Source organism: Azospirillum halopraeferens DSM 3675 (genome assembly GCF_000429625.1).
GTDB classification, from domain to species: domain Bacteria; phylum Pseudomonadota; class Alphaproteobacteria; order Azospirillales; family Azospirillaceae; genus Azospirillum; species Azospirillum halopraeferens.
Genome location: NZ_AUCF01000001.1, coordinates 172329 through 191449, shown reverse-complemented (window position 1 = coordinate 191449; position 19121 = coordinate 172329). Strand labels below are relative to the sequence as shown.

Sequence of the window (19121 nt, the reverse complement as noted above, 5' to 3'; positions counted from 1 at the left end):
TGTTATAAAATAACATCCGGTTCGCGGCCACCCCCTATGCGCTCACGCACGCCATCGTCACCCCCGCCGGAACGCCACCCCGGTGGACGATGGCGGCGCAGGCGTCAACCACCGCCGGGTCGTAAAGGGATCCGCGATGGGCCGTGATCTCGGCCAGCGCCTCGTCCAGGGTGCACGCCGGACGGTAGGGGCGGTGGCTGATCATGGCGTCGAGCACATCCGCCACGGCGAGGATGCGCGCCTCGGGGATGATGGCGTCGCCGGTCAGACCGCAGGGATAGCCGGAGCCGTCCAGGCGTTCATGATGCTGGGCGATCGCCGTGGCCACCGGCCAGGGAAACTCGATGCCGGCGACGATGGCCGCTCCGGACTCCGCGTGGGCGCGGACCAATTCGAACTCCAGGGGGTTGAGCGCGCCGGGACGGCTGAGGATCTCGGCGGGCACGGCGATCTTCCCGATGTCATGGATGATGCCGGCAACGAACACCCCCTTCACGGCCTCGGCGGGCCATCGCAACTCGGCGGCGATGGCGGCAGCCAGTTCGCCGACCCGGCGCTGGTGGCCGGCGGTGAAGGGGTCGCGCACCTCGATGGTGGTGGCGATGGCCTGGATGGTGCGCTCAAGGGTGCGCTCCAGCCGCTCCTGATCCGCCTGCCAGGCGGCGCGCATGCGCAGGCTGACGATGCCGAAGGCCAGGTCGCTGACCATCTCCTCCAGTAGGGCGCGCTCCTCCGCGTCGAACCCGCCGCCATCGCGGGCGGCAATCTCGACCACCCCGAGAGGCGGTCCGTCGGGATCGCTGAGCGGCAACAGCAACAGGGTGGCCGCCACCGGATCGGACAGCACGGCGGGCGTGCCGGTGGCGAGCACGCCGGCCAGGTCCGCGCTCCCCGCCCCCGCCGGGCCGTCGGCACCGGCGGTCCGGCGTTCGGCCACCACCGTCAGACCGGCGGGGCCGTTCATCGCGACCCTGGCCTGCGCATAGCCGCCCACCTCCACCATGATGCGGCACATGTCATTCAGCAGGTCCTCCTCCCGGCCCGCGTGGATCAGCGCCTGGTTGCCTCCCGACAGAGTTCGTAGCGTGCGCTGGGTGCGCTGCAAGGCGGCGACGGTCCGCTCCTTATCCTCCACCTCGCGAGCCAGTGTGTCGGCTTCCACCAGCATGCGGCCGGTCAGCGGCTTGAGCACCAGGACCATTCCCAGAGCCCCCACCGCCGCCAGCCCCGCCACCCCTCCCGCCACCCGGGCGATCAACCGGTCCACGTCGTAGTACAGCTCGGCCTCGTCCATCCACACGGCGACCAGCCATCCGGTGCCGGGAACCGCGCCGGCATACGCCGCCACCGCCGCCCCGTTACCCCCGGCAACGCTGACCGGCCGCCCCGCCGTCGCCCCGGTCGCTGCGGCCGCCCCCGGGTCGAACGCGGGAGCGGCACCGGCGCGATACGCCGGCAGCACCGCGCGCATCCCGTCGCCGGCATCGACGTAGACGGCGCTGCGCCAGGTTGCGCCCAGCGGTCGCCCGTCCCTGACCAGGGCGTCGATGGCGGCGGCGTCGAACAGCACCGTGTCCGTTCCCTCCCGCTGCCCGTCGGGGCCGTCGATCGACGCATCAACCGCCAGGCGCGGGCCGCCGTCGGTCAGCATGATCGCGCCGGGGTGCAGCACGCCCTCCGGCAGCTCCTCGCCAACCCGCACGACCACCCGGCCCGCCCGGTCGCGGCGAACGATCCCGCGCATCTCCGGGGCCAGGCGCAGCGCATCGGCCAGCTTGTCGGCGGTGAAGGTACGCAGCTCCTCCGGGGACATGGCGCCCCGGTTGTAGCGGATCAGCGCGTCGCGGATGACGGTGCGGCTGGTCACCTGGGAGGCGAGATCGCGCAGGCGGGCCTGCGCCTCACCGATGGCCAGAGCCTGCAGGTCCAGGCTGTGGGCCAGACCACGCTCGGCGGCCGCCACCATATGGCGTTGCATCGGGACCACCACGGCCATCGCCACGGCGACGCTGATCGCCACCATCGCGGCGACCGCATACACCAGGATCCACCGTCGCAGACGTGCCGAACCGGTCGCGCGCATGACCTCCTCCGTCGCCGCGCCGCCGAACCGTTCGTCGGTTCACGCACTATACGGTCGATCCGGCCTCCGGTCTTCCTCTCCGGTTCGCAGGGGTGGCGTGCCGTTCCGGTATGGGCCCGGCGGTCGCGATCAGCGCCTGCCCGGCCCGTAGACCTTGGGCAACGCGAAGTTGATATGGTCGGCAAGGCCCTGGCTGACGCAACCGTCGACGGGCAGACCGGCCGCCTTCTGATAGGCGCGGATGGCGGCGCGGGTGCGTGCGCCCGGCTTGCCGTCCGCCGGACCGGGACGGAAGCCCTGCGCCGCCAGGGCCTCCTGCACGCCCACCACGTAGGCGGTGAGCATCTGCGGCGGCATGGCGGCCTCGTCGCAGGCCGCCATGGACGGGCCGGCGATCAGGATGAGGATTGCGGCCAGAACGGTACGGACCATGGTTCACACCCTCACACCCGACAGGAAACGGGATCCTCTCCCCGCGGGGGGAGAGGACGGACATCACGTTACTGCAGATCCTCGCCGTCGCCCTGGCCCTTGATGCGCGCCGCGAGCGCGGCTTCCAGGAAGGCGTCGAGGTCGCCGTTGAGCACGGCATCGGTCTGCGAGGTTTCCACCGCCGTGCGCAGGTCCTTCACCATCTGGTAGGGGTGAAGCACGTAGCTGCGGATCTGGTGGCCCCAGCCGATGTCGGTCTTCTGGGCCTCCAGGGCGGCGGCGGCGTCCTCGCGCTTCTTCAGCTCCATCTCGTACAGGCGGGCGCGCAGCATGTCCCACGCCTTGGCGCGGTTCTTGTGCTGCGAGCGCTCCTGCTGGCAGGCCACCACGATGCCGGTCGGCAGGTGGGTGATGCGCACCGCGGAGTCTGTCTTGTTGATGTGCTGGCCGCCGGCCCCCGACGCCCGGAAGGTGTCGATGCGGCAGTCCTTCTCGTTGACCTCGATGTCGATCTTGTCGTCGATCACCGGGGACACCGACACGGCGGCAAAGCTGGTTTGCCGGCGCGCCTGGCTGTCGAAGGGGCTGATGCGCACCAGACGGTGCACCCCCGCCTCGGTCTTCAGCCAGCCATAGGCGTTGTGGCCCTTCACCTGGATGGTAGCCGACTTGATCCCCGCCTCTTCGCCGGGGCTCTCGTCCAGCCATTCCACCTTGTAGTCGTGCTGCTCGGCCCAGCGCTGGTACATGCGGGCGAGCATCAGCGCCCAGTCCTGCGCCTCCGTGCCGCCGGCCCCGGCGTTCACCTCAAGGAAGCAGTCATTGGCGTCGGCCTCGCCGGACAGCAGGCTTTCCAACTGCAACTTGGCCGCGCGGTCGCGCAGGGCCATGAGCTGGGCTTCCGCATCGCCGACGACGGTGGCATCCCCTTCCTCCTCCCCCATCTCGATCAGCTCCAGGCTGTCGGACAGGTCGCGCTCCAGCGCACGATAGCCGCTGACGGAGGTCTCAAGCTGGGTGCGCTCGCGCATGATCTTCTGCGCCTTGTCGGGGTCGTCCCACAGCTTGGGATCCTCCGACAGGGCGTTCAGTTCGTCGAGACGCCGCAGTGCGTTGTCCCAGTCAAAGATGCCTCCTCAGCAGCGCCAGCGATTCTCTGATCTCGCCGGCGGCCGCCTCGATCTCGGCTCGCATCGCGTGCCTCCTCGTCAGCCAGGGTTGCAGGATGGTCGGGCGGTTATGTAGCCGTTCCCGGGCGCCGATGCGACCCCTAATACAGGCCGCCGGTGCCCTGGGTGGTGGCCGCCGGCGGTGCCGCCGTGGCCCCCGGCGGCATCAGGGGCGGCGCCGACACCGTGCCGTAGGGCGCGTCCGGGTAGGGCATGCCGTAGCTGTCGCCGGGCAGGTCGCCCTGCCACGACCACGCTCCGCCGGCCTGGCCGGTGCCGTCCAGCACCGCAACGGGCTGGTCGGGCTGCGGCTCGGTGCCGGGCAGGAACGCTTCCCAGATGCCGCGGCTGCCCGGCTCCGCCAGCCGTCCCGTGGCGGGGTCGACGCGCACCAGCCGCACGCCGGGCGGCACGCGGAACGGGGTGGCCGGCTTGTCCTTCAGCGCCGCCTCCATGACGTCGCGGAACACCGGCACGGCAGCGGATCCGCCGGTTTCCCGCGCCCCCAGGGACCGGGGTTGGTCGAAGCCGATGTAGGTGCCGACCACCAGATCCGGCGAGAAGCCGACGAACCAGGCATCGACCGAATCATTGGTGGTGCCTGTCTTGCCGGCCAACGGCCGGCCCAGCGATGCCAGGCGGGTGGCGGTGCCCCGCTGCACCACGCCTTCCAGCATGGACACCATTTGATAGGCGGTGCGCGGGTCAGCTACCTGCTCGCGCGTGTCGGGGACCGCGGGCACCTCCAGCCCGTCATGCCAGGCCACGTCGCGGCAGCCATCGCACGGACGGTTGTCGTGCCGGAAGATGGTACGGCCCTGGCGGTCCTGGATGCGGTCGATAAAGGTCGGCGTGATCCGCTTGCCGCCGTTGGCCAGGATGCCGTAGGCGGCGGTCATGCGCAGCACCGTGGTTTCGCCGGCGCCCAGCGACATGGGCAGGAAGGGCTGAAGGTTGTCGACGACGCCCAGCCGCTCCACCAGCGCCTTGATCTTGTCCATGCCCACGTGCTGGGCGAGGCGGACGGTCATGACGTTGCGCGACTTCTCGATGCCCGCGCGCAGCGGCGTCGGCCCGTAGAACTCGTGGCTGAAGTTGTTGGGGCGCCAGATGGGCTGGCCGTATCCGGGGTTGTATTCGAACGGCGCATCCATCACCAGGGACGACGGCGTGAATCCGTTGTCGAGGGCCGCCAGATAGACGAACGGCTTGAAGGCGGAGCCGGGCTGGCGCAGGGCCTGGGTGGCGCGGTTGAAGACGCTCATGTGCGGCGAGAAGCCGCCGACCATCGCCAGCACGCGACCGGTGTGGGGGTCCAGCGCCACCAGCCCGCCCTGGACTGCGGGGATCTGGCGCAGGGTGAAGGTGCCGGCCGGCAGATCCTTGCCCTTGTCATCCTTGCGCACCGGCTCCACCAGGATGACGTCGCCCAGCTTGATGGCGTCCGATGCCTTGCGGATCTCCGGGCCGAGGCGGTCGCCGTCGCGCACCGCACGGGCCCAGCGCAGTTCGGCCAGGGGGATGCGTCCGCGCGAGCCGTCGGCCAGGCCGATGTCGACGCCGCCGGGCTCGTCGTCCTTCAGCACCACGGCAAGACGCCAGCCTTCACCGCCCGGCGGCACGGGGATGGCCGCCAGCTTCTTCGCCCAATTGTCGAAATTGTCCATGGCGGTGACCGGCCCGCGCCAGCCGTGGCGGCGGTCGTAGTCGATCAGCCCGCCGCGCAGGGCCCGGGTCGCAATGGCCTGCAGCGTCGGATCGACCGACGCACGCACCGACAGCCCGCCCTCGTACAGGGCCTGTTCACCATAGAGCTTGACGATCTCGCGCCGCACCTCTTCGGAGAAATACTCCGCGGTAACCACCTCGGTCTCGTCACGGCGCCGGGTGATCAGTGGTTCCTCCCGGGCGGCGCGGGCCTCGTCGGGGGTGATCTGGCCATCTTCCAGCATGCGCCCGATGACCCAGTTGCGCCGCGCCAGCGCGGCCTCGCGGTTGCGCTCCGGATGATAGTTGCTGGGCGCCTTGGGCAGCGCCGCCAGATAGGCCGCCTCGGCGATGGTCAGCTCGTCGAGGGCCTTGTTGAAGTAGTTCATGGCCGCCGCCGCCACGCCGTAGGACCGGGCGCCCAGGAAGATCTCGTTCAGATAGAGTTCGAGGATGCGCTGCTTGGTGAAGGTCCGCTCGATGCGGATGGCGAGGATGGCCTCCTTGATCTTGCGGGCCACCGACACCTCGTTGGTCAGCAGCATGTTCTTGGCGACCTGCTGGGTGATGGTGGAGGCGCCGACCGGCCGGCGGTCGGACCCGAGATTCTCCACGTTGGTCAGCACGGCGCGCAGGATGCCCACGGGGTCGATGCCCCGGTGCTCGTAGAAGTTCTTGTCCTCGGCCGCCAGGAACGCGGCAACGACCGGCCGCGGGATCGATTCGTAGGGCACATAAACGCGCTTTTCCGCCGCGAACTCGGCCATCAGGCGGCCGTCGCCGGCGTAGACGCGGGTCGTCACCGGCGGATCGTAGTTGGCGAGCCCGGTGTAATCCGGCAGATCGCGATCGTAATAGTCGATCACGTAGACCAGCGCGCCGGCACCTGCCAGCGCCAGGACCACCAAACCCATCAGCAGCGACAGAACAATCCGCATATCCGACCCCAGCCGCACCCCCGCGCTTCCCCGCCGCACCGTGCAGCCGGTGCACCGGCGGGGTTCGAGCGGCGCATCCTACACCGGCCCGGTGCGGCGCGCCGACTCCCCCTTTCGATTGTCCGGAAAATGTGTCGCACCGATGGCGGACGCAACCCGTACTTCCCCGCACGGCCGCATGGGAGGGGTGCGGATCACGACGCCAGCACCATGATGTCACCGGCGCTCAGCGTGCGCACGTTGAGCGTGGCGATGGTCACCGCGGCGCCGGGGCCGACCCCGTCGGCGTCGAACGCCAGCACACCCGTGGCGGTGTCGAAGACGAACAGGTCGTCGCCGTCGGCCGGATTGTCCAGGGCAAAGTGGGAGGGCGCCAGGGGACCCGCGTGGACCAGGCCGAAATTAGGGCCGACCACGGCGATTCGGTCAACTCCGGGTTCGAAGTCCGCCACCGTGTCGCCGCCATCCGTCGGGGCGGTGAAGCGGAACAGGTCGGCGCCCGCGCCGCCGTACAGCGTGTCCGCCCCCTCCCCGCCGTCGAGCGTGTCGTCGCCGAGGTTGCCGTACAGCAGGTCGGCCCCGCGGTTGCCGAACAGGGCATCGCCCCCCTGCCCGCCGAACAGCGTGTCCGCTCCCTGTCCGCCGAACAGCACGTCGTTGCCGAGCTGACCGAAGAGGACGTCGTCGCCGAGCTGGCCGAACAGGTGGTCGTCGTCCTGGCCGCCGAACAGCCCGTCGGCCCCCTGCCCGCCGAACAGCGTGTCCATGCCGACGTTGCCGTAGAGCCGGTCGTCGCCGGGATTGCCGTAGAGAACGTCGTCGCCCCCGCCGCCGTACGCCGTGTCGTCGCCGCCCCCCATCGCCAGGACCTGCGCCCCGTCGTCACCCGCCGCGACCTCGGCCGGTGCGCCGGTGGTGACGCTGATGTCACCGAGCACGGCGACGAAGCCGACGCCCTCCACGTCCACCAGGCTCCCCGCCGCCATGGCGCGGGCGTCCAGCACCAGCGCCTCGCCGGGACCGCCGCCGGCCAGGATCACCATCGGCCGGTCCGTCGCCGCACCGCCCCCGGTGACGGTGCGCAGGGTCAGGCCGGCATCCGGTGCGAACCGGGCGGCATAGGCATCCACCGCCGCCGCCATGGTGCCGCCGCCGCCCAGCCCGGCGACGGTGCCCGCCAGTATCGCCGTCGTCCGGTCGCGGGCGCCCGCCGTCGGCTCGACGGCGGCTGTCAGGGTGGCGCCCGGCGGCAGCAGCACCGACAGGCCGGCGATGAAGGAAACCGGCAGAGGGGCCGGGGGCAGTGCCCCGATCGTCGCGCCATGGGTCAGGCGCAGCGAATCGCCCGCCGCCGTGCGGGAGAAGCCGGCGGCCGTGAAACCGGTCCCCGTCAGCCGGAAGGTCAGGCTGCGCCCGCCTTCGCTCACGGTCACCGCCGTCAGCCCGGCGCCGGCGGCGGCGGTGATGGTGGCGGCCGTGGAATACCCGGCGACGTAGATGTCGTCCTCCGGGGTGAGATCGGTGATGAGGTCATCATCACCGACCAGGAAGCTGTCCCGCCCCGCCCCGCCGGTCAGCGTGTCGGACCCGCCCCCGCCGTTCAACCGGTTGTCGGCGTCGTTGCCGATCAGCCGGTCGTTGCCGCTGCCGCCTTCGGCCGCTTCGATGATCACCCCGTTGGCGATGGTGAAGCCGCCGACCACCCCCGCCGCCCGGCTGATGTGACCGCCGGCGTCCGGCCCGGCCAGGGGAGCCGGGCGCAGGTCGATGACCGCGTCCCTGGCTCCGCCATAGACGATGCGGTCGTAGCCGCCGGCGTCCCAGATGCAGCGGTAGAAGGTGCCCGCGGCGTTGGCGTCGGGCAGCGCATAGGTGTCGTTGCCGGCGGCGTGGCCGGTGTTGGCGCCGTAGATGTGCTGGATCGCCGCCACGTCGAACGCCATGGGCGTGCCCTGGTATCCATAGGCGACGGACACCCGCGGGCTGTGGCGATCGGACGCCAGGCCGTCGTTGTACGACATGGTCGTGAAGACGCCCTGGTTCTGCCCGTCGGTGCCGAGGCTGGCGTGATCGCCGTAGGCCACGCCGGGAAACAGGCCGGACACGCCGCTGGTGTGGTGGGGGTGGGCGAGGCCCAGGGCGTGTCCGATCTCATGGATCAGGGTGACGAAGCCGAAGCCGCCCTGCGCGCGCCCGGCCATGGTCCACCCCGTGCCCTGGCGGTTGTACCAGCCCTTGCCGGCACCGGAGGTGCCGTCGGGGCCATATTGCCGGCCGAGGGTTCCCGCGGTCTGGAAGTAGGCGGCGTCGACGCTGTGGAACTTCAGGTTGCCGCCCCCCGAACCATCCTCATGGAAGGTTACGGCGGCGACGTCGGACCAGGTGGACAGGGCAGCCGCCATCGCCGCCTTCTCTGCCGCCGTCCAGGCGTAATGGCTGTCCACGAAGCTGTAGGTGATCGCGACCGGGGCGCCGCCGCCCCAGCGGTTGCCCCAGATCAGCGCGTCGATGTATGGGTTGCCCCCGGTTTTCCCCGCGCCGCCCGGCCATTGGGCCGCGCCGCCGCCGCCCGGAGACAGCTCCGCGTCCGCCCCGCGGCTGCAATCCGCGCACGCGCAGTGCCGCACGTAACCGGCATCGGCGCCGGTGCGAAAGAGTCCGAACACCATGACCACGCCCCCGGTCGCCGGGCGCGGACGGCCATCCCGCGGCGGCGCGGCGGAGGGCTGCGCACCCGAACGGATTAACCCATTCGAAGAAGCGGGGGCATCATTCCCCGGGCGCCGGGTTCAGGCGTGGGACAAGTTTCGGCCCGGGCTGCGTGCGCCGTCAGCGGACGCTGTCCAGCCACTTGAAATAGGCGTCGATGGAGCGGGTCATGGCCCGCGCCAGCTTTTCCTGATGCCGGCGCGACGCCAGCAGGTTGGCATCCTGCGGGCTGGAGAGATAGCCCATCTCCACCAGGACCGACGGCACGTCGGGGGCGGTGAGAACGGCGAAACCGGCCTCGCGGTGCGGCTTGGAGGGAAGAAGCGTCACCTCCTTGCCGAGATGGTCCAGCGCCATCCGGGCGAAGCGCTTGGACTGGTTCTTGGTGTCGCGCTGGGCCAGGTCGATGAGGATGCTGGCCACCAGGTCGTTCTCGGCGGTCAGGTCCAGCCCGGCGATGGCGTCGGCGCGGTTCTCCTTGGCGGCCAGCATCTCCGCCTCGCGGTCGGACGCACGGTCCGACAGGGTGTAGACCGACAGGCCGCGGATGGCGTTGCTGCCGATGCTGTCGGCGTGCAGCGACATGAACAGGTCTGCGTTCGCTTCACGGGCGAAGGCAACACGTTCACGCAGGCGCATGAAGGCGTCCTTGTCGCGGGTCAGCTTGACCCGGTAGCGGCCGGACGCCTCCAGATGCTTCTTCAGTTCCCGCGCCACGGCCAGCGTGATGTCCTTTTCGAACACGCCGCCCACCCCGACGGCGCCGGGATCGACACCGCCGTGCCCGGGATCGATAACGATCATCGGCTTGTCCGGCACCGGCGCGCGGGCCGGCGGCAGGGGTGGCGGCAGGGGGGCCGCGACGGCGATCGCCCGGGGCGGCGTCTCCACCCTCGCGGTACCGGTCTCCACCGCCTCCTTCACCCGGGCCGTCTTGTCGGCACCGCCCGCCGCGGGTGCCGGCGCCGGCCCGGACCGGGCAATCAGGCGGTCGAAGGCGGCGCGGTCCACCCGCTCCATGTCGATGACCAGACGGGTAAGGTGCCCCTCACGCGGCGGAATCAGATAGGCCTGGCTGACACGCACCGGACCGCTGGTGTCGAACACCACCCGCAGGGTGTTGGCCCCGAAGCTGCCGTAGCGGTAGCGCTCGACCAGTCCCTTGCCGCGCACCGTCTCCGCACCGCCCGGCCAATGAAGGTTGGGCAGATCGAGCACGACGCGGTAGGGGTCGGCCAGCGTCTCCACCCTGAACTGTACGGCCTCGCTCAACTCAAGAACGAAGCGGGTCTTGTCGGGGTGGATGCCGATGCGGGCGTCGATGACCGACGGGGGCGTTTCCGGGGGCGTCAGCAGGGCGGTCGCCGTCTTGGGCGACGTCTCGGCCGCCGCCGCGGTGCGCGCGGCCGCCGGCACCATCGCGACACAGAGCAGCGCGATGACCACCAGCGCAACGACTCGCGCGGGAAAGCGAGGCATGCGAACCACCCAAACCGGACGCGGACGACCCATCCCCTACCTGTAGCTTAGGCGAATCAAGGCGTTCAACGGAAAAGATGAGACGCCGCTTCATCCGCCAACGGGTGTGGGACATCGGCAACGCCACGCGCGGGGCGCGCATGCAGGGGAATGCGGCGGCTGCCCTGGCCTTTGGTCTGCCTCCCCTCCCCCGCCCTTGCCGCCGGCTTACGCCCCCTGCCTGTGTTGCAAAGCCGTCCGTGCTGGGCTATGAGGGCCGCACTTCCGCCAAAAAACGCCCCATGGGGAGTCGTGACAATGAAGATCACCCGCAAAGTCAAAGAGATTCTTGCGAACTACGAGAGCGACAATCCCGGCGTCAAGGCCAACCTCGCCCGCATCCTCATGGAAGGCAAGCTGGGCGGCACCGGCAAGCTGGTCATCCTGCCCGTCGATCAGGGCTTCGAGCACGGCCCCGCCCGCAGCTTCGCCCCGAACGCGGCCGGCTACGATCCGCACTACCACTTCCAGCTCGCCGTTGATGCGGGCTGCAACGCCTACGCCGCTCCGCTGGGCTCGCTGGAGGCCGGGGCCGACACGTTCGCCGGCGCCATCCCGCTGATCCTCAAGATGAACAGCGCCAACAGCCTGTCGACCCAGAAGGAGGCGGCCGACCAGGCGGTGACCGCGTCCATCGACGACGCGCTGCGCCTGGGCTGCTCGGCGATCGGCTTCACGATCTATCCCGGCTCCGACTCCATGTACGACCAGTACGAGGAGATCCGCGAGCTGTCGGCGGAGGCCAAGTCGGTCGGCATCGCCACCGTGATCTGGTCCTACCCGCGCGGCGGCAACATCTCCAAGTCCGGTGAGCTGGCCGTCGACGTGATCGGCTACGCCGCCCACATGGCGGCCCTGCTCGGCGCCCACATCATCAAGGTGAAGCTGCCGACCGCCGACCTGGAGAACGCCGAGGCCAAGAAGGTCTACCAGGCCAAGGAGATCCCGATCGCCACCCAGGCCGAGCGGGTGCGCCACATCATGCAGTGCACCTTCAACGGCCGCCGCATCGTGGTGTTCTCCGGCGGCGCCACCAAGGGTGAGGAGTCGGTCTTCGAGGACGCCCGCGCCATCCGCGACGGCGGCGGCAACGGCTCGATCATCGGCCGCAACGCCTTCCAGCGCCCGCGCGAGGAGGCCCTCGCCCTGCTCGACCGCATCATGAAGATCTACCAGGGCAAGGAGTGAGCCTTCATTGGCTGACTGCCGTCTCTATCTGGTGACGCCGCCGGCCCTGGAGCCGGCGGCGTTCGCCGTCACCCTCGCCGGGGCACTGGACGGAGGCGACGTCGCCTGCGTCCAGTTGCGCCTGAAGGACTGCGACGACGACACGGTGCGCCGGGCCGTCGACGCGCTGCGCCCGGTAGCCCAGGACCGCGGCGTCGCCTTCCTGCTGAACGACCGTCCCGATCTGGCGCGCGAAACCGGCTGCGACGGCGTCCACATCGGGCAGAAGGATACCCCCTACAAGAAGGCCCGCGCCACCGTCGGTGCGGACGCCATCGTCGGCGTGACCTGCCACGACAGCCGCCATCTCGCCATGACCGCGGCGGAGGACGGGGCGGACTACGTCGCCTTCGGCTCCTTCTTCCCGACCACGACGAAGGATGTGGAACACCACGCCACCCCCGACCTGATCGCCTGGTGGTCGGAGCTGATGGAGGTGCCCTGCGTCGCCATCGGCGGCATCACGCCGCAGAACTGCGCCCCGCTGGTGCGGGCGGGGGCGGATTTCCTGGCGGTGGTCGGCGCGGTGTGGAACCACCCGGACGGGCCGGGGGCCGGCGTCGCCGCCTTCGAACGCGCCATCGCCGACGCTGCCGGGGAGGCCGCGGCCGGCTGACGCCGGCGGCCCCGCCCATGGACCTGCTTTCCGTCGATCTGCTGGCGGCGCTGTTCGCCGTCGGTCTGGTGGCCGGGTTCGTCGACGCCATCGCCGGCGGCGGCGGCCTGCTGACCATCCCGGCGCTGCTGTGGGCCGGGCTGACGCCGGCCCAGGCGCTGGCCACCAACAAGCTGCAATCCAGCTTCGGCTCCTTCTCGGCCACCCTGCGCTTCGTGCGCGGCGGGGAGGTGAGCCCGCGCGCCATGGTCCGCATGATCGTCTGCACCTTCGCCGGCGCTGCGGCGGGCGCCATCGCCGTGCAGATGCTGGCGGCCGACTTCCTGCGCGATGTGATCCCGCTGCTGCTGGTCGGCATCGCCGTGTATCTGCTGGTGTCGCCCAAAGCGGGCGACATCGACGCCCACCGGCGCATCTCCGATCCCGCCTTCGCCCTGACGGTGGGCATCGGCGTCGGCTTCTACGACGGCTTCTTCGGGCCGGGGACCGGCACCTTCTTCGCCATCGGCTTCGTCTCGCTGCTGGGCTACAACCTGCGCAAGGCGACGGCCCACACCAAGGTGCTGAACTTCACCAGCAACGCCGCGGCGCTCCTGTTCTTCCTGGTGGGCGGGCAGATCCAGTGGATCATCGGCCTGACCATGGGCGTCGGCCAGTATCTCGGCGCCCAGCTCGGCGCCCACATGGTGATCCGCAACGGCGCGCGCATCGTCCGGCCCATGCTGGTGGTCGCCTCCCTGGCCATCACCGCGCGCCTGGTGTGGACGGACGAGGAGAACCTGCTGCGCCGGGCGGCGCTGTCCGTGATCGACCTGTTCACCTGAACAGGCCACCACGGTCGCGCACGCGGCGCAGGATCATCGGCGTGCCGGTGAAGGGATCCCGCACCTCCGCCGTGTCGGCGTCGATCATGCGCACCTCCAGGGTCGGCCCGAATCCGAGCGGCATCACCGTGATCCGGTCACCGGCGACGGCGTACTCCACCTCCTGCTCCACCCCCAGCAGGTCCATGCTGCCCCGCCGGAACTCGTAGGTGCCCAGGGCGAACCCCGTTCCCATCCCCAGGGCCGGCAGGCCGGGCATGGTCAGCGCCCAGCGGCCCTGCAAGGGGTTGCCGGGGTCGTAGGTGGCGCAGGCCGCCGGAAGCAGCAACACCAGAAGCACTGCGGCCATGCGCCGCAACGCAGTGAGCCCGGTCGAACGATCCGGCATCACGGGCGATCCTCCCTCCACATCCCTCATTTCCCTTAACGGTGGCCGCTCGGGACAGGTCCGCGGCCGCCCGACCATCAGCGTCATATGCAATTGATCATGGGTGACGTGCGCGTTACAAACCTTCTACATTCAGGCATGACGTTTACGTGAGCTTGAATACGTAAACGAAAAATAACCAACGATACAACACGCGGAACCACCGCAGGGGAAACGCACCATGATCGACCGCTCATCCGGACTCCGCCTGATGACCGCCGCCGCCCTGTGCATCGCGGCACCGCTGCCGGCCCTGTCCGCCGGCTTCGCCCTGAAGGAGCAGAGCGTCTCCGGCCAGGGCACGTCGTTCGCCGGCATCACCGCCGGCGGCAACGGCGACGCCAGCGCCATGTTCTTCAACCCCGCCGCCATGGGGCTGGCGCAGGGGCACGAACTGGTGCAGACCTTCACCTACATCGGCCCGCACGCCGAACCGCACGATCTGCGGGCCACCCGCGCCGCCGGTGCGGGCGGCACCCCCATCGCGGGGAACGCCGATCCCGGCGACATCGCGCAGGACGCGGTGATGCCCGCGGGCTACGCCGTCTATGCGGTGTCGCCGGACCTCAGGATCGGCATTTCCGGCAACGGTCCGTGGGGGCTGGTCACCGCCTATCCCTACGACTGGGTCGGGCGCTACCACGGTGTGCGTTCCGACCTGCGGACCTACAATTTCACCCCCACCGTCTCCTACCGCGTGATACCGGAGGTGATTCTGGGCGCCGGCCTTCAGGTGCAGTACGTCAAGGCCAAGCTGTCCGCGGTGTCGGACGCCGGCCTGGCGCTCGGCCGTCCCGGCGCGCTGGACGTGACGAGCGATCTGAAGGGCGACGACCTGGCGTTCGGCGCCACCGCCGGCCTCATCTACCGGCCCGCACCGGGCACCCGGTTCGGTCTGTCCTACCGCTCACCCGTGTTCCACAAGCTGGAGGGCGACATCTCGTTCACCGGCGTGCCGCCGACCCTGTCGCGGGCCTTTCCCGCCTCCGCCGCGCACGCCAAGCTGACCACGCCGGAGGTGGTCTCCTTCGGCGCCTACCACGAGCTGTCGGATCGCTGGGCGGTCATGGCGGACGTGCAGTGGACCAACTGGTCCCGCTTCAAGGAGCTGCGCGTCTCCTTCGACGATCCCACCCTGGCGGATTCGGTGACCGAGGAGCGGTGGAACGATTCCTGGTTCGTGTCGGCGGGCGCCGCGTACAGGGTGAGCGACCGGCTGACGCTGCGCACCGGCGTCGCCTTCGACCGCACCCCCATGACCGATGAGTTCCGCACCCCGCGCATCCCCGACGAGAACCGCTACTGGCTGTCCGTCGGGGCGGGGTACCAGATCACCGATTCGATTCGGATCGACGCGGCGTACACCCACATCTTCGTGTCCGACGCCAAACTGTCCCTCACCGACGATCTCACCGGTCCGGAACGCGGCCGCGGCACCCTGACGGGCCGCTACGAGAACCACGTCAATCTCCTCGGCGTTCAGGCGCGCTTCACGTTCTGACCCCCGGCCGCCGGGCCGCTCCGCGTGCCCGGCGGTTCCTTTCTGCCGCCCGTCCCCCATGTCATAGTGCGGGCGCAAAAACACCGACGCGGCAGGGAGGACACCCGCACCATGACCGATACCTTCACCGCCTTCGTCATCGACGACGCCGACGGCAAACCCCGCGGCGGCTTCCGGACCCTGACCCGGGAGGACCTGCCGGATCACGACGTGCTCGTCGAGGTTTCCCATTCCACAGTGAACTACAAGGACGGGCTGGCCGTGTCCGGCAAGGGCCGCATCGCCCGCAAGCTGCCCATGGTGGCCGGCATCGACCTGGCCGGCACCGTGGTGGAGTCCCGCTCCCCCGACTGGAGGCCCGGAGACCGGGTGGTGGTCAACGGCTGGGGCCTGTCGGAGACCCAGTGGGGCGGCTACAGCCGCTACCAGCGCCTGAAGCCGGAGTGGCTGACCCGCCTGCCCGACGCCTTCACCCCGGAAGAGGCGATGGGCATCGGCACCGCCGGCTACACGGCGGCCCTGTGCGTCGACGCGCTGGAATCGTGGGGCGCCATCCGGCCCGGCGGCAAGGAGGTGCTGGTCACCGGTGCGGCCGGCGGCGTCGGCTCGGTCGCGGTCGCCCTGCTCGCCCGGCGCGGCTATCCGGTCACCGCCTCCACCGGCCGCCCGGAAACCCACGAGTATCTGGCCGGCCTGGGCGCCACCGGCTTCATCGACCGCGCCACGCTGCTGGAGAAGGGCCCGCCCTTGCAGAAGGAGCGCTGGGCGGGCGGCGTGGATTCCGTCGGCGGCCAGACCCTGGTGACCGCCCTGTCGCAGACCGTGTGGGGTGGCGCTATCGCCGCCTGCGGCCTGGCCGGCGCCACCGACCTGCCGGGCAGCGTGTTTCCCTTTATCCTGCGCTCGGTCGCACTGCTCGGCATCGATTCCGTAATGGCCCCGCAGGATCGCCGCGACCGGGCGTGGGCGCGGCTTGCCCGCGACCTGGACCGCGATGCGTTGACGTCCATGTATCGGGTGGAACCGATGGACAAGCTGCCGGAACTGGCCGACGCCATCCTGGCCGGGCAGATCCGCGGCCGCGTGGTGGTCCGCATCGACGGATAGGTGCCCGTCGACGGCCGCTCAGGGAAACTCGGCCACGGTGTGAAGATGGTTGAGAGGGCCGTGGCCGTGGCCGATGCCGGGGGCTGTCAGAATGGCCTTCTGCACGTACGCCCGGGCCCGCGCCACGGCATCGCGCACGCTCATGCCGCGCGCGATGCCGGCGGCGATGGCGGACGCCAGCGTGCAGCCGGTGCCATGGGTGTGCGGGGTGTGGAGACGCTCCGACTCGAAGACCTCCTCACCCTCCTCGGTCATCAGCAGGTCCTGCACCATCTCGCCCTCCATGTGCCCGCCCTTCATCAGGACAGCCTTGGGACCGAAGGAGCGGATCAGAATGGCGGCGCGGCGCATGTCGTCGAGATCGCGGATGGCGATGTCGGTCAGGGCCTCCGCCTCGGGCAGGTTGGGGGTGACGATGTCGGCCAGCGGCAGCAGGCGCTTGCGCAGCGTCAGCTCGGCCGCCTCGGCCAGCAGGGGGTGGCCGCCCTTGGCGACCATAACGGGATCGACGACCAGCGGCACGTTGATGGCCATGGCTTCGTACTCCGCCGCCACCGCCTCGATCACCTCGACGGAGGCGAGCATGCCGACCTTCACGGCGTCGGCCCCGATGTCTTCCAGCACCACGCGCATCTGCTGCGCCACGAAGGCCGGGTCCACGGGAAAGACCCCGTGGACCCCCAACGTGTTCTGTGCGGTCAGCGCGGTGATCGCCGTCGCCGCATAGGAACCCAAGGCGCTGATCGCCTTGATATCGGCCTGAATTCCGGCCCCGCCGCCCGAATCCGAACCGGCAACGATCAGCACCCTGCCTTTCATTCCGCAGCCTCTGCCGTTGGTTGGGTCACCGCCCGGATGGCGGCGCAGATGTCGGCCACGACGCCCTCCACAAGCACTTCGTCGTCGCCCTCGGCCATCACGCGGATGACCGGCTCGGTGCCCGATTTGCGGATCAGCACGCGGCCGGAGCCGTTCAGGCGGCTCTCGCCCTCGCGGATCGCCTCCTGCACCATGGCGTGGTCGAGCGGCCGGGCACCGGTGCCGAAGCGCACGTTGGTCAGCTTCTGCGGCACCGGGTCGAACAAGCGGCAGACCGCACTCGCCGGCCGATCGAGCCCCTGGATGACCGCCAGCACCTGCAGCGCGGCGATCAGCCCGTCGCCGGTGGTGGAATAGTCGGACAGCACGATGTGTCCGGACTGCTCACCGCCGACGTTGTAGCCCTGCTCGCGCATGTGCTCGACCACGTAGCGGTCGCCGACGGGCGTGCGCACCAGCGTGAGGCCGAGGCCGCGGAGGTGCCGTTCCAACCCCAGGTTGGACATCACCGTGGCAACCAGGCCGCCGCCCTTCAGCGTCTGCGCCTTCGCCCAGGACGTGGCGACCAGGGCCATGAGCTGGTCGCCGTCAATGGCCCGGCCACGCTCGTCCACCATGATCAGGCGGTCGGCGTCACCGTCCAGCGCGATGCCCAGGTCCGCGCCCTCGGCCACCACCGTGTCCTGCAACAGCGTGGTGGCGGTGGCGCCACAGCCCTTGTTGATGTTGAGACCGTCGGGCTTGACGCCGATCGGAACCACCTCGGCCCCCAGTTCATAGAGGACGTTGGGGGCGACGCGGTAGGCGGCGCCGTTGGCGCAATCCACCACGATCTTCAGCCCGTCGAGCCGCAGGCCGCGCGGGAAGGTGTTCTTGACGTATTCGATGTAGCGGCCGGGGGCGTCCTCCAGGCGGGCGGCGCGGCCCAGCGCGGCGGAACCGGCGAGGTCGGGGCCGAAGGGCTCGCCCATGCGCGCCTCGATGGCCGCCTCGACCTCGTCGGACAGCTTGTAGCCGTCGGGACCGAACAGCTTGATGCCGTTGTCCTGGTAGGGGTTGTGCGAGGCCGAGATCATCACCCCCATGTCGGCCCGCAGGGAGCGGGTGAGCATGGCCACGGCCGGCGTGGGAAGCGGCCCCAGCAGCACGACATCCATCCCCATGGAGATGAAACCCGCGGTCAGTGCCGGCTCCAGCAGATAGCCGGACAGCCGGGTGTCCTTGCCGATCACCACGCGGTGCCGGTGCTCGCCGCGGCGGAACTGGAGCGCCGTCGCCATGGCGACCCGCAGGGCGGTTTCCGCCGTCATCGGCTCGGTGTTCGCGGTGCCGCGAATGCCGTCGGTGCCGAAGAGGTGTCGTGTCATCGAGTGCTCCCGGGGATGAACCGTCACTGTACCGCAATTCCTCGTGCGGTGAAGTCTTCTTCGCCGCAGGGCGCCACCGCGGTCAAGGACACTTCCGCGACCGTGCGGAAGTGTTACAAGCTGCCTCCGGGGCTGCCCGAAGGGGGCGGCCGCCATCGAACGGACAGGGTCCATGATCGACCTTCGCGACGCCGGCCCCGGCGACCTTGCGGCGATGCTCGCCATCTACAACGACGCGGTGGTGAACACCACCGCCGTCTACGACGACCTGCCGCGGAGCGAGGACGCCCAGGTCCGCTGGTTCGACATGAAGCGGGAACAGGACATGCCCGTCCTGGTGGCCACCGACCCCGCGGGGACGGTGCTGGGCTATGCCAGCTTCGGCCCGTTCCGGCCCTGGCCGGGGTTCCGCCACACGGTGGAGAATTCCCTCTACGTCGCCCCCGCCGCCCGCGGGCGCGGCGTCGGCCGCCGCCTCCTTGCCGCCACGGTGGAGCGCGCCCGCGACCGCGGGTTGCACGCCATGGTCGCCGGCATCGACGCCGACAACGCCGTGAGCCTGCACCTGCACCGCTCCCTCGGGTTCGTCGAGGTCGCCCGGATGCCCGAGGTCGGCCGCAAGTTCGACCGCTGGCTGGACCTGGTGTTCCTTCAGCGCATGCTGTGACGGCCGGCCC

The 19121-nt window shown here is 70.3% G+C and carries 15 protein-coding genes; 6 read left to right on the top strand and 9 right to left on the bottom strand.

Annotated features, from left to right (window positions below; genetic code table 11):
- Nucleotides 1–34: 34 nt before the first annotated feature.
- From G472_RS36630 to G472_RS0100865, 6 genes are all read right to left on the bottom strand, one after another.
- Nucleotides 35–2083 carry an HD-GYP domain-containing protein gene (locus G472_RS36630; protein WP_051340107.1) on the bottom strand — a complete coding sequence of 683 codons (2049 nt, stop codon included), beginning with the start codon at nt 2081–2083 and terminating at the stop codon, nt 35–37.
- A gap of 129 nt (nt 2084–2212) precedes the next feature.
- Nucleotides 2213–2515, bottom strand: a complete 303-nt coding sequence (locus G472_RS0100885) for a peptidoglycan-binding domain-containing protein (RefSeq protein WP_029006845.1) — start codon at nt 2513–2515, stop codon at nt 2213–2215.
- 68 nt (nt 2516–2583) lie between these two features.
- A protein-coding gene (gene prfB / locus G472_RS0100880) for a peptide chain release factor 2 (protein WP_156926947.1) occupies nt 2584–3709 on the bottom strand; the annotation gives its coding sequence in 2 pieces (ribosomal slippage) (nt 2584–3639 and nt 3641–3709; 1125 coding nt in all).
- A gap of 76 nt (nt 3710–3785) precedes the next feature.
- A complete protein-coding gene (locus G472_RS30560; protein ID WP_035690616.1) occupies nt 3786–6329 on the bottom strand; it encodes a penicillin-binding protein 1A in 2544 nt (847 codons plus the stop codon).
- A gap of 194 nt (nt 6330–6523) precedes the next feature.
- The gene (locus G472_RS36625; RefSeq protein ID WP_051340105.1) at nt 6524–8998 is read right to left on the bottom strand and encodes a M10 family metallopeptidase C-terminal domain-containing protein; all 2475 of its coding nucleotides are present in this window, start codon (nt 8996–8998) and stop codon (nt 6524–6526) included.
- A gap of 160 nt (nt 8999–9158) precedes the next feature.
- The gene (locus tag G472_RS0100865) at nt 9159–10517 is read right to left on the bottom strand and encodes an N-acetylmuramoyl-L-alanine amidase (RefSeq protein WP_035690613.1); all 1359 of its coding nucleotides are present in this window, start codon (nt 10515–10517) and stop codon (nt 9159–9161) included.
- Nucleotides 10518–10814: 297 nt separating this feature from the next.
- Here G472_RS0100865 and G472_RS0100860 point away from each other — a divergent pair, with 297 nt between their 5' ends.
- From G472_RS0100860 to G472_RS30550, 3 genes are read left to right on the top strand one after another with little or no spacing between them, the layout of a single operon-like run.
- Nucleotides 10815–11744 carry a class I fructose-bisphosphate aldolase gene (locus G472_RS0100860; protein WP_029006842.1) on the top strand — a complete coding sequence of 310 codons (930 nt, stop codon included), beginning with the start codon at nt 10815–10817 and terminating at the stop codon, nt 11742–11744.
- 7 nt (nt 11745–11751) lie between these two features.
- Nucleotides 11752–12399 carry a thiamine phosphate synthase gene (thiE, locus tag G472_RS0100855; RefSeq protein WP_029006841.1) on the top strand — a complete coding sequence of 216 codons (648 nt, stop codon included), beginning with the start codon at nt 11752–11754 and terminating at the stop codon, nt 12397–12399.
- Nucleotides 12400–12416: 17 nt separating this feature from the next.
- A complete protein-coding gene (locus G472_RS30550; protein ID WP_051340103.1) occupies nt 12417–13223 on the top strand; it encodes a TSUP family transporter in 807 nt (268 codons plus the stop codon).
- Here the strand turns inward: G472_RS30550 and G472_RS0100845 are convergent.
- Nucleotides 13216–13572, bottom strand: a complete 357-nt coding sequence (locus G472_RS0100845; RefSeq protein WP_029006840.1) for a hypothetical protein — start codon at nt 13570–13572, stop codon at nt 13216–13218. The two genes, G472_RS30550 and G472_RS0100845, sit on opposite strands and share 8 nt — an antisense overlap.
- A 259-nt stretch (nt 13573–13831) precedes the next feature.
- On the opposite strand from G472_RS0100845, the gene G472_RS0100840 reads away from it, so the two are divergent.
- Nucleotides 13832–15151: an OmpP1/FadL family transporter gene (locus G472_RS0100840; protein WP_029006839.1), complete on the top strand. Its 1320-nt coding sequence runs from the start codon at nt 13832–13834 to the stop codon at nt 15149–15151.
- A 111-nt stretch (nt 15152–15262) separates the two neighbouring features.
- Nucleotides 15263–16258 (top strand): MDR family oxidoreductase, encoded by a 996-nt coding sequence (locus G472_RS0100835; RefSeq protein WP_029006838.1) that lies wholly within the window; start codon nt 15263–15265, stop codon nt 16256–16258.
- An 18-nt stretch (nt 16259–16276) separates the two neighbouring features.
- Here G472_RS0100835 and thiD read toward each other — a convergent pair whose 3' ends face one another.
- A complete protein-coding gene (thiD, locus tag G472_RS0100830) occupies nt 16277–17077 on the bottom strand; it encodes a bifunctional hydroxymethylpyrimidine kinase/phosphomethylpyrimidine kinase (protein WP_029006837.1) in 801 nt (266 codons plus the stop codon).
- Nucleotides 17074–18444, bottom strand: a complete 1371-nt coding sequence (gene glmM, locus G472_RS0100825; protein WP_029006836.1) for a phosphoglucosamine mutase — start codon at nt 18442–18444, stop codon at nt 17074–17076. The genes thiD and glmM overlap by 4 nt, the downstream gene beginning before the upstream one ends.
- A gap of 172 nt (nt 18445–18616) precedes the next feature.
- Here glmM and G472_RS0100820 point away from each other — a divergent pair, with 172 nt between their 5' ends.
- Nucleotides 18617–19111, top strand: a complete 495-nt coding sequence (locus G472_RS0100820; protein ID WP_035690610.1) for a GNAT family N-acetyltransferase — start codon at nt 18617–18619, stop codon at nt 19109–19111.
- Nucleotides 19112–19121 lie beyond the last annotated feature (10 nt).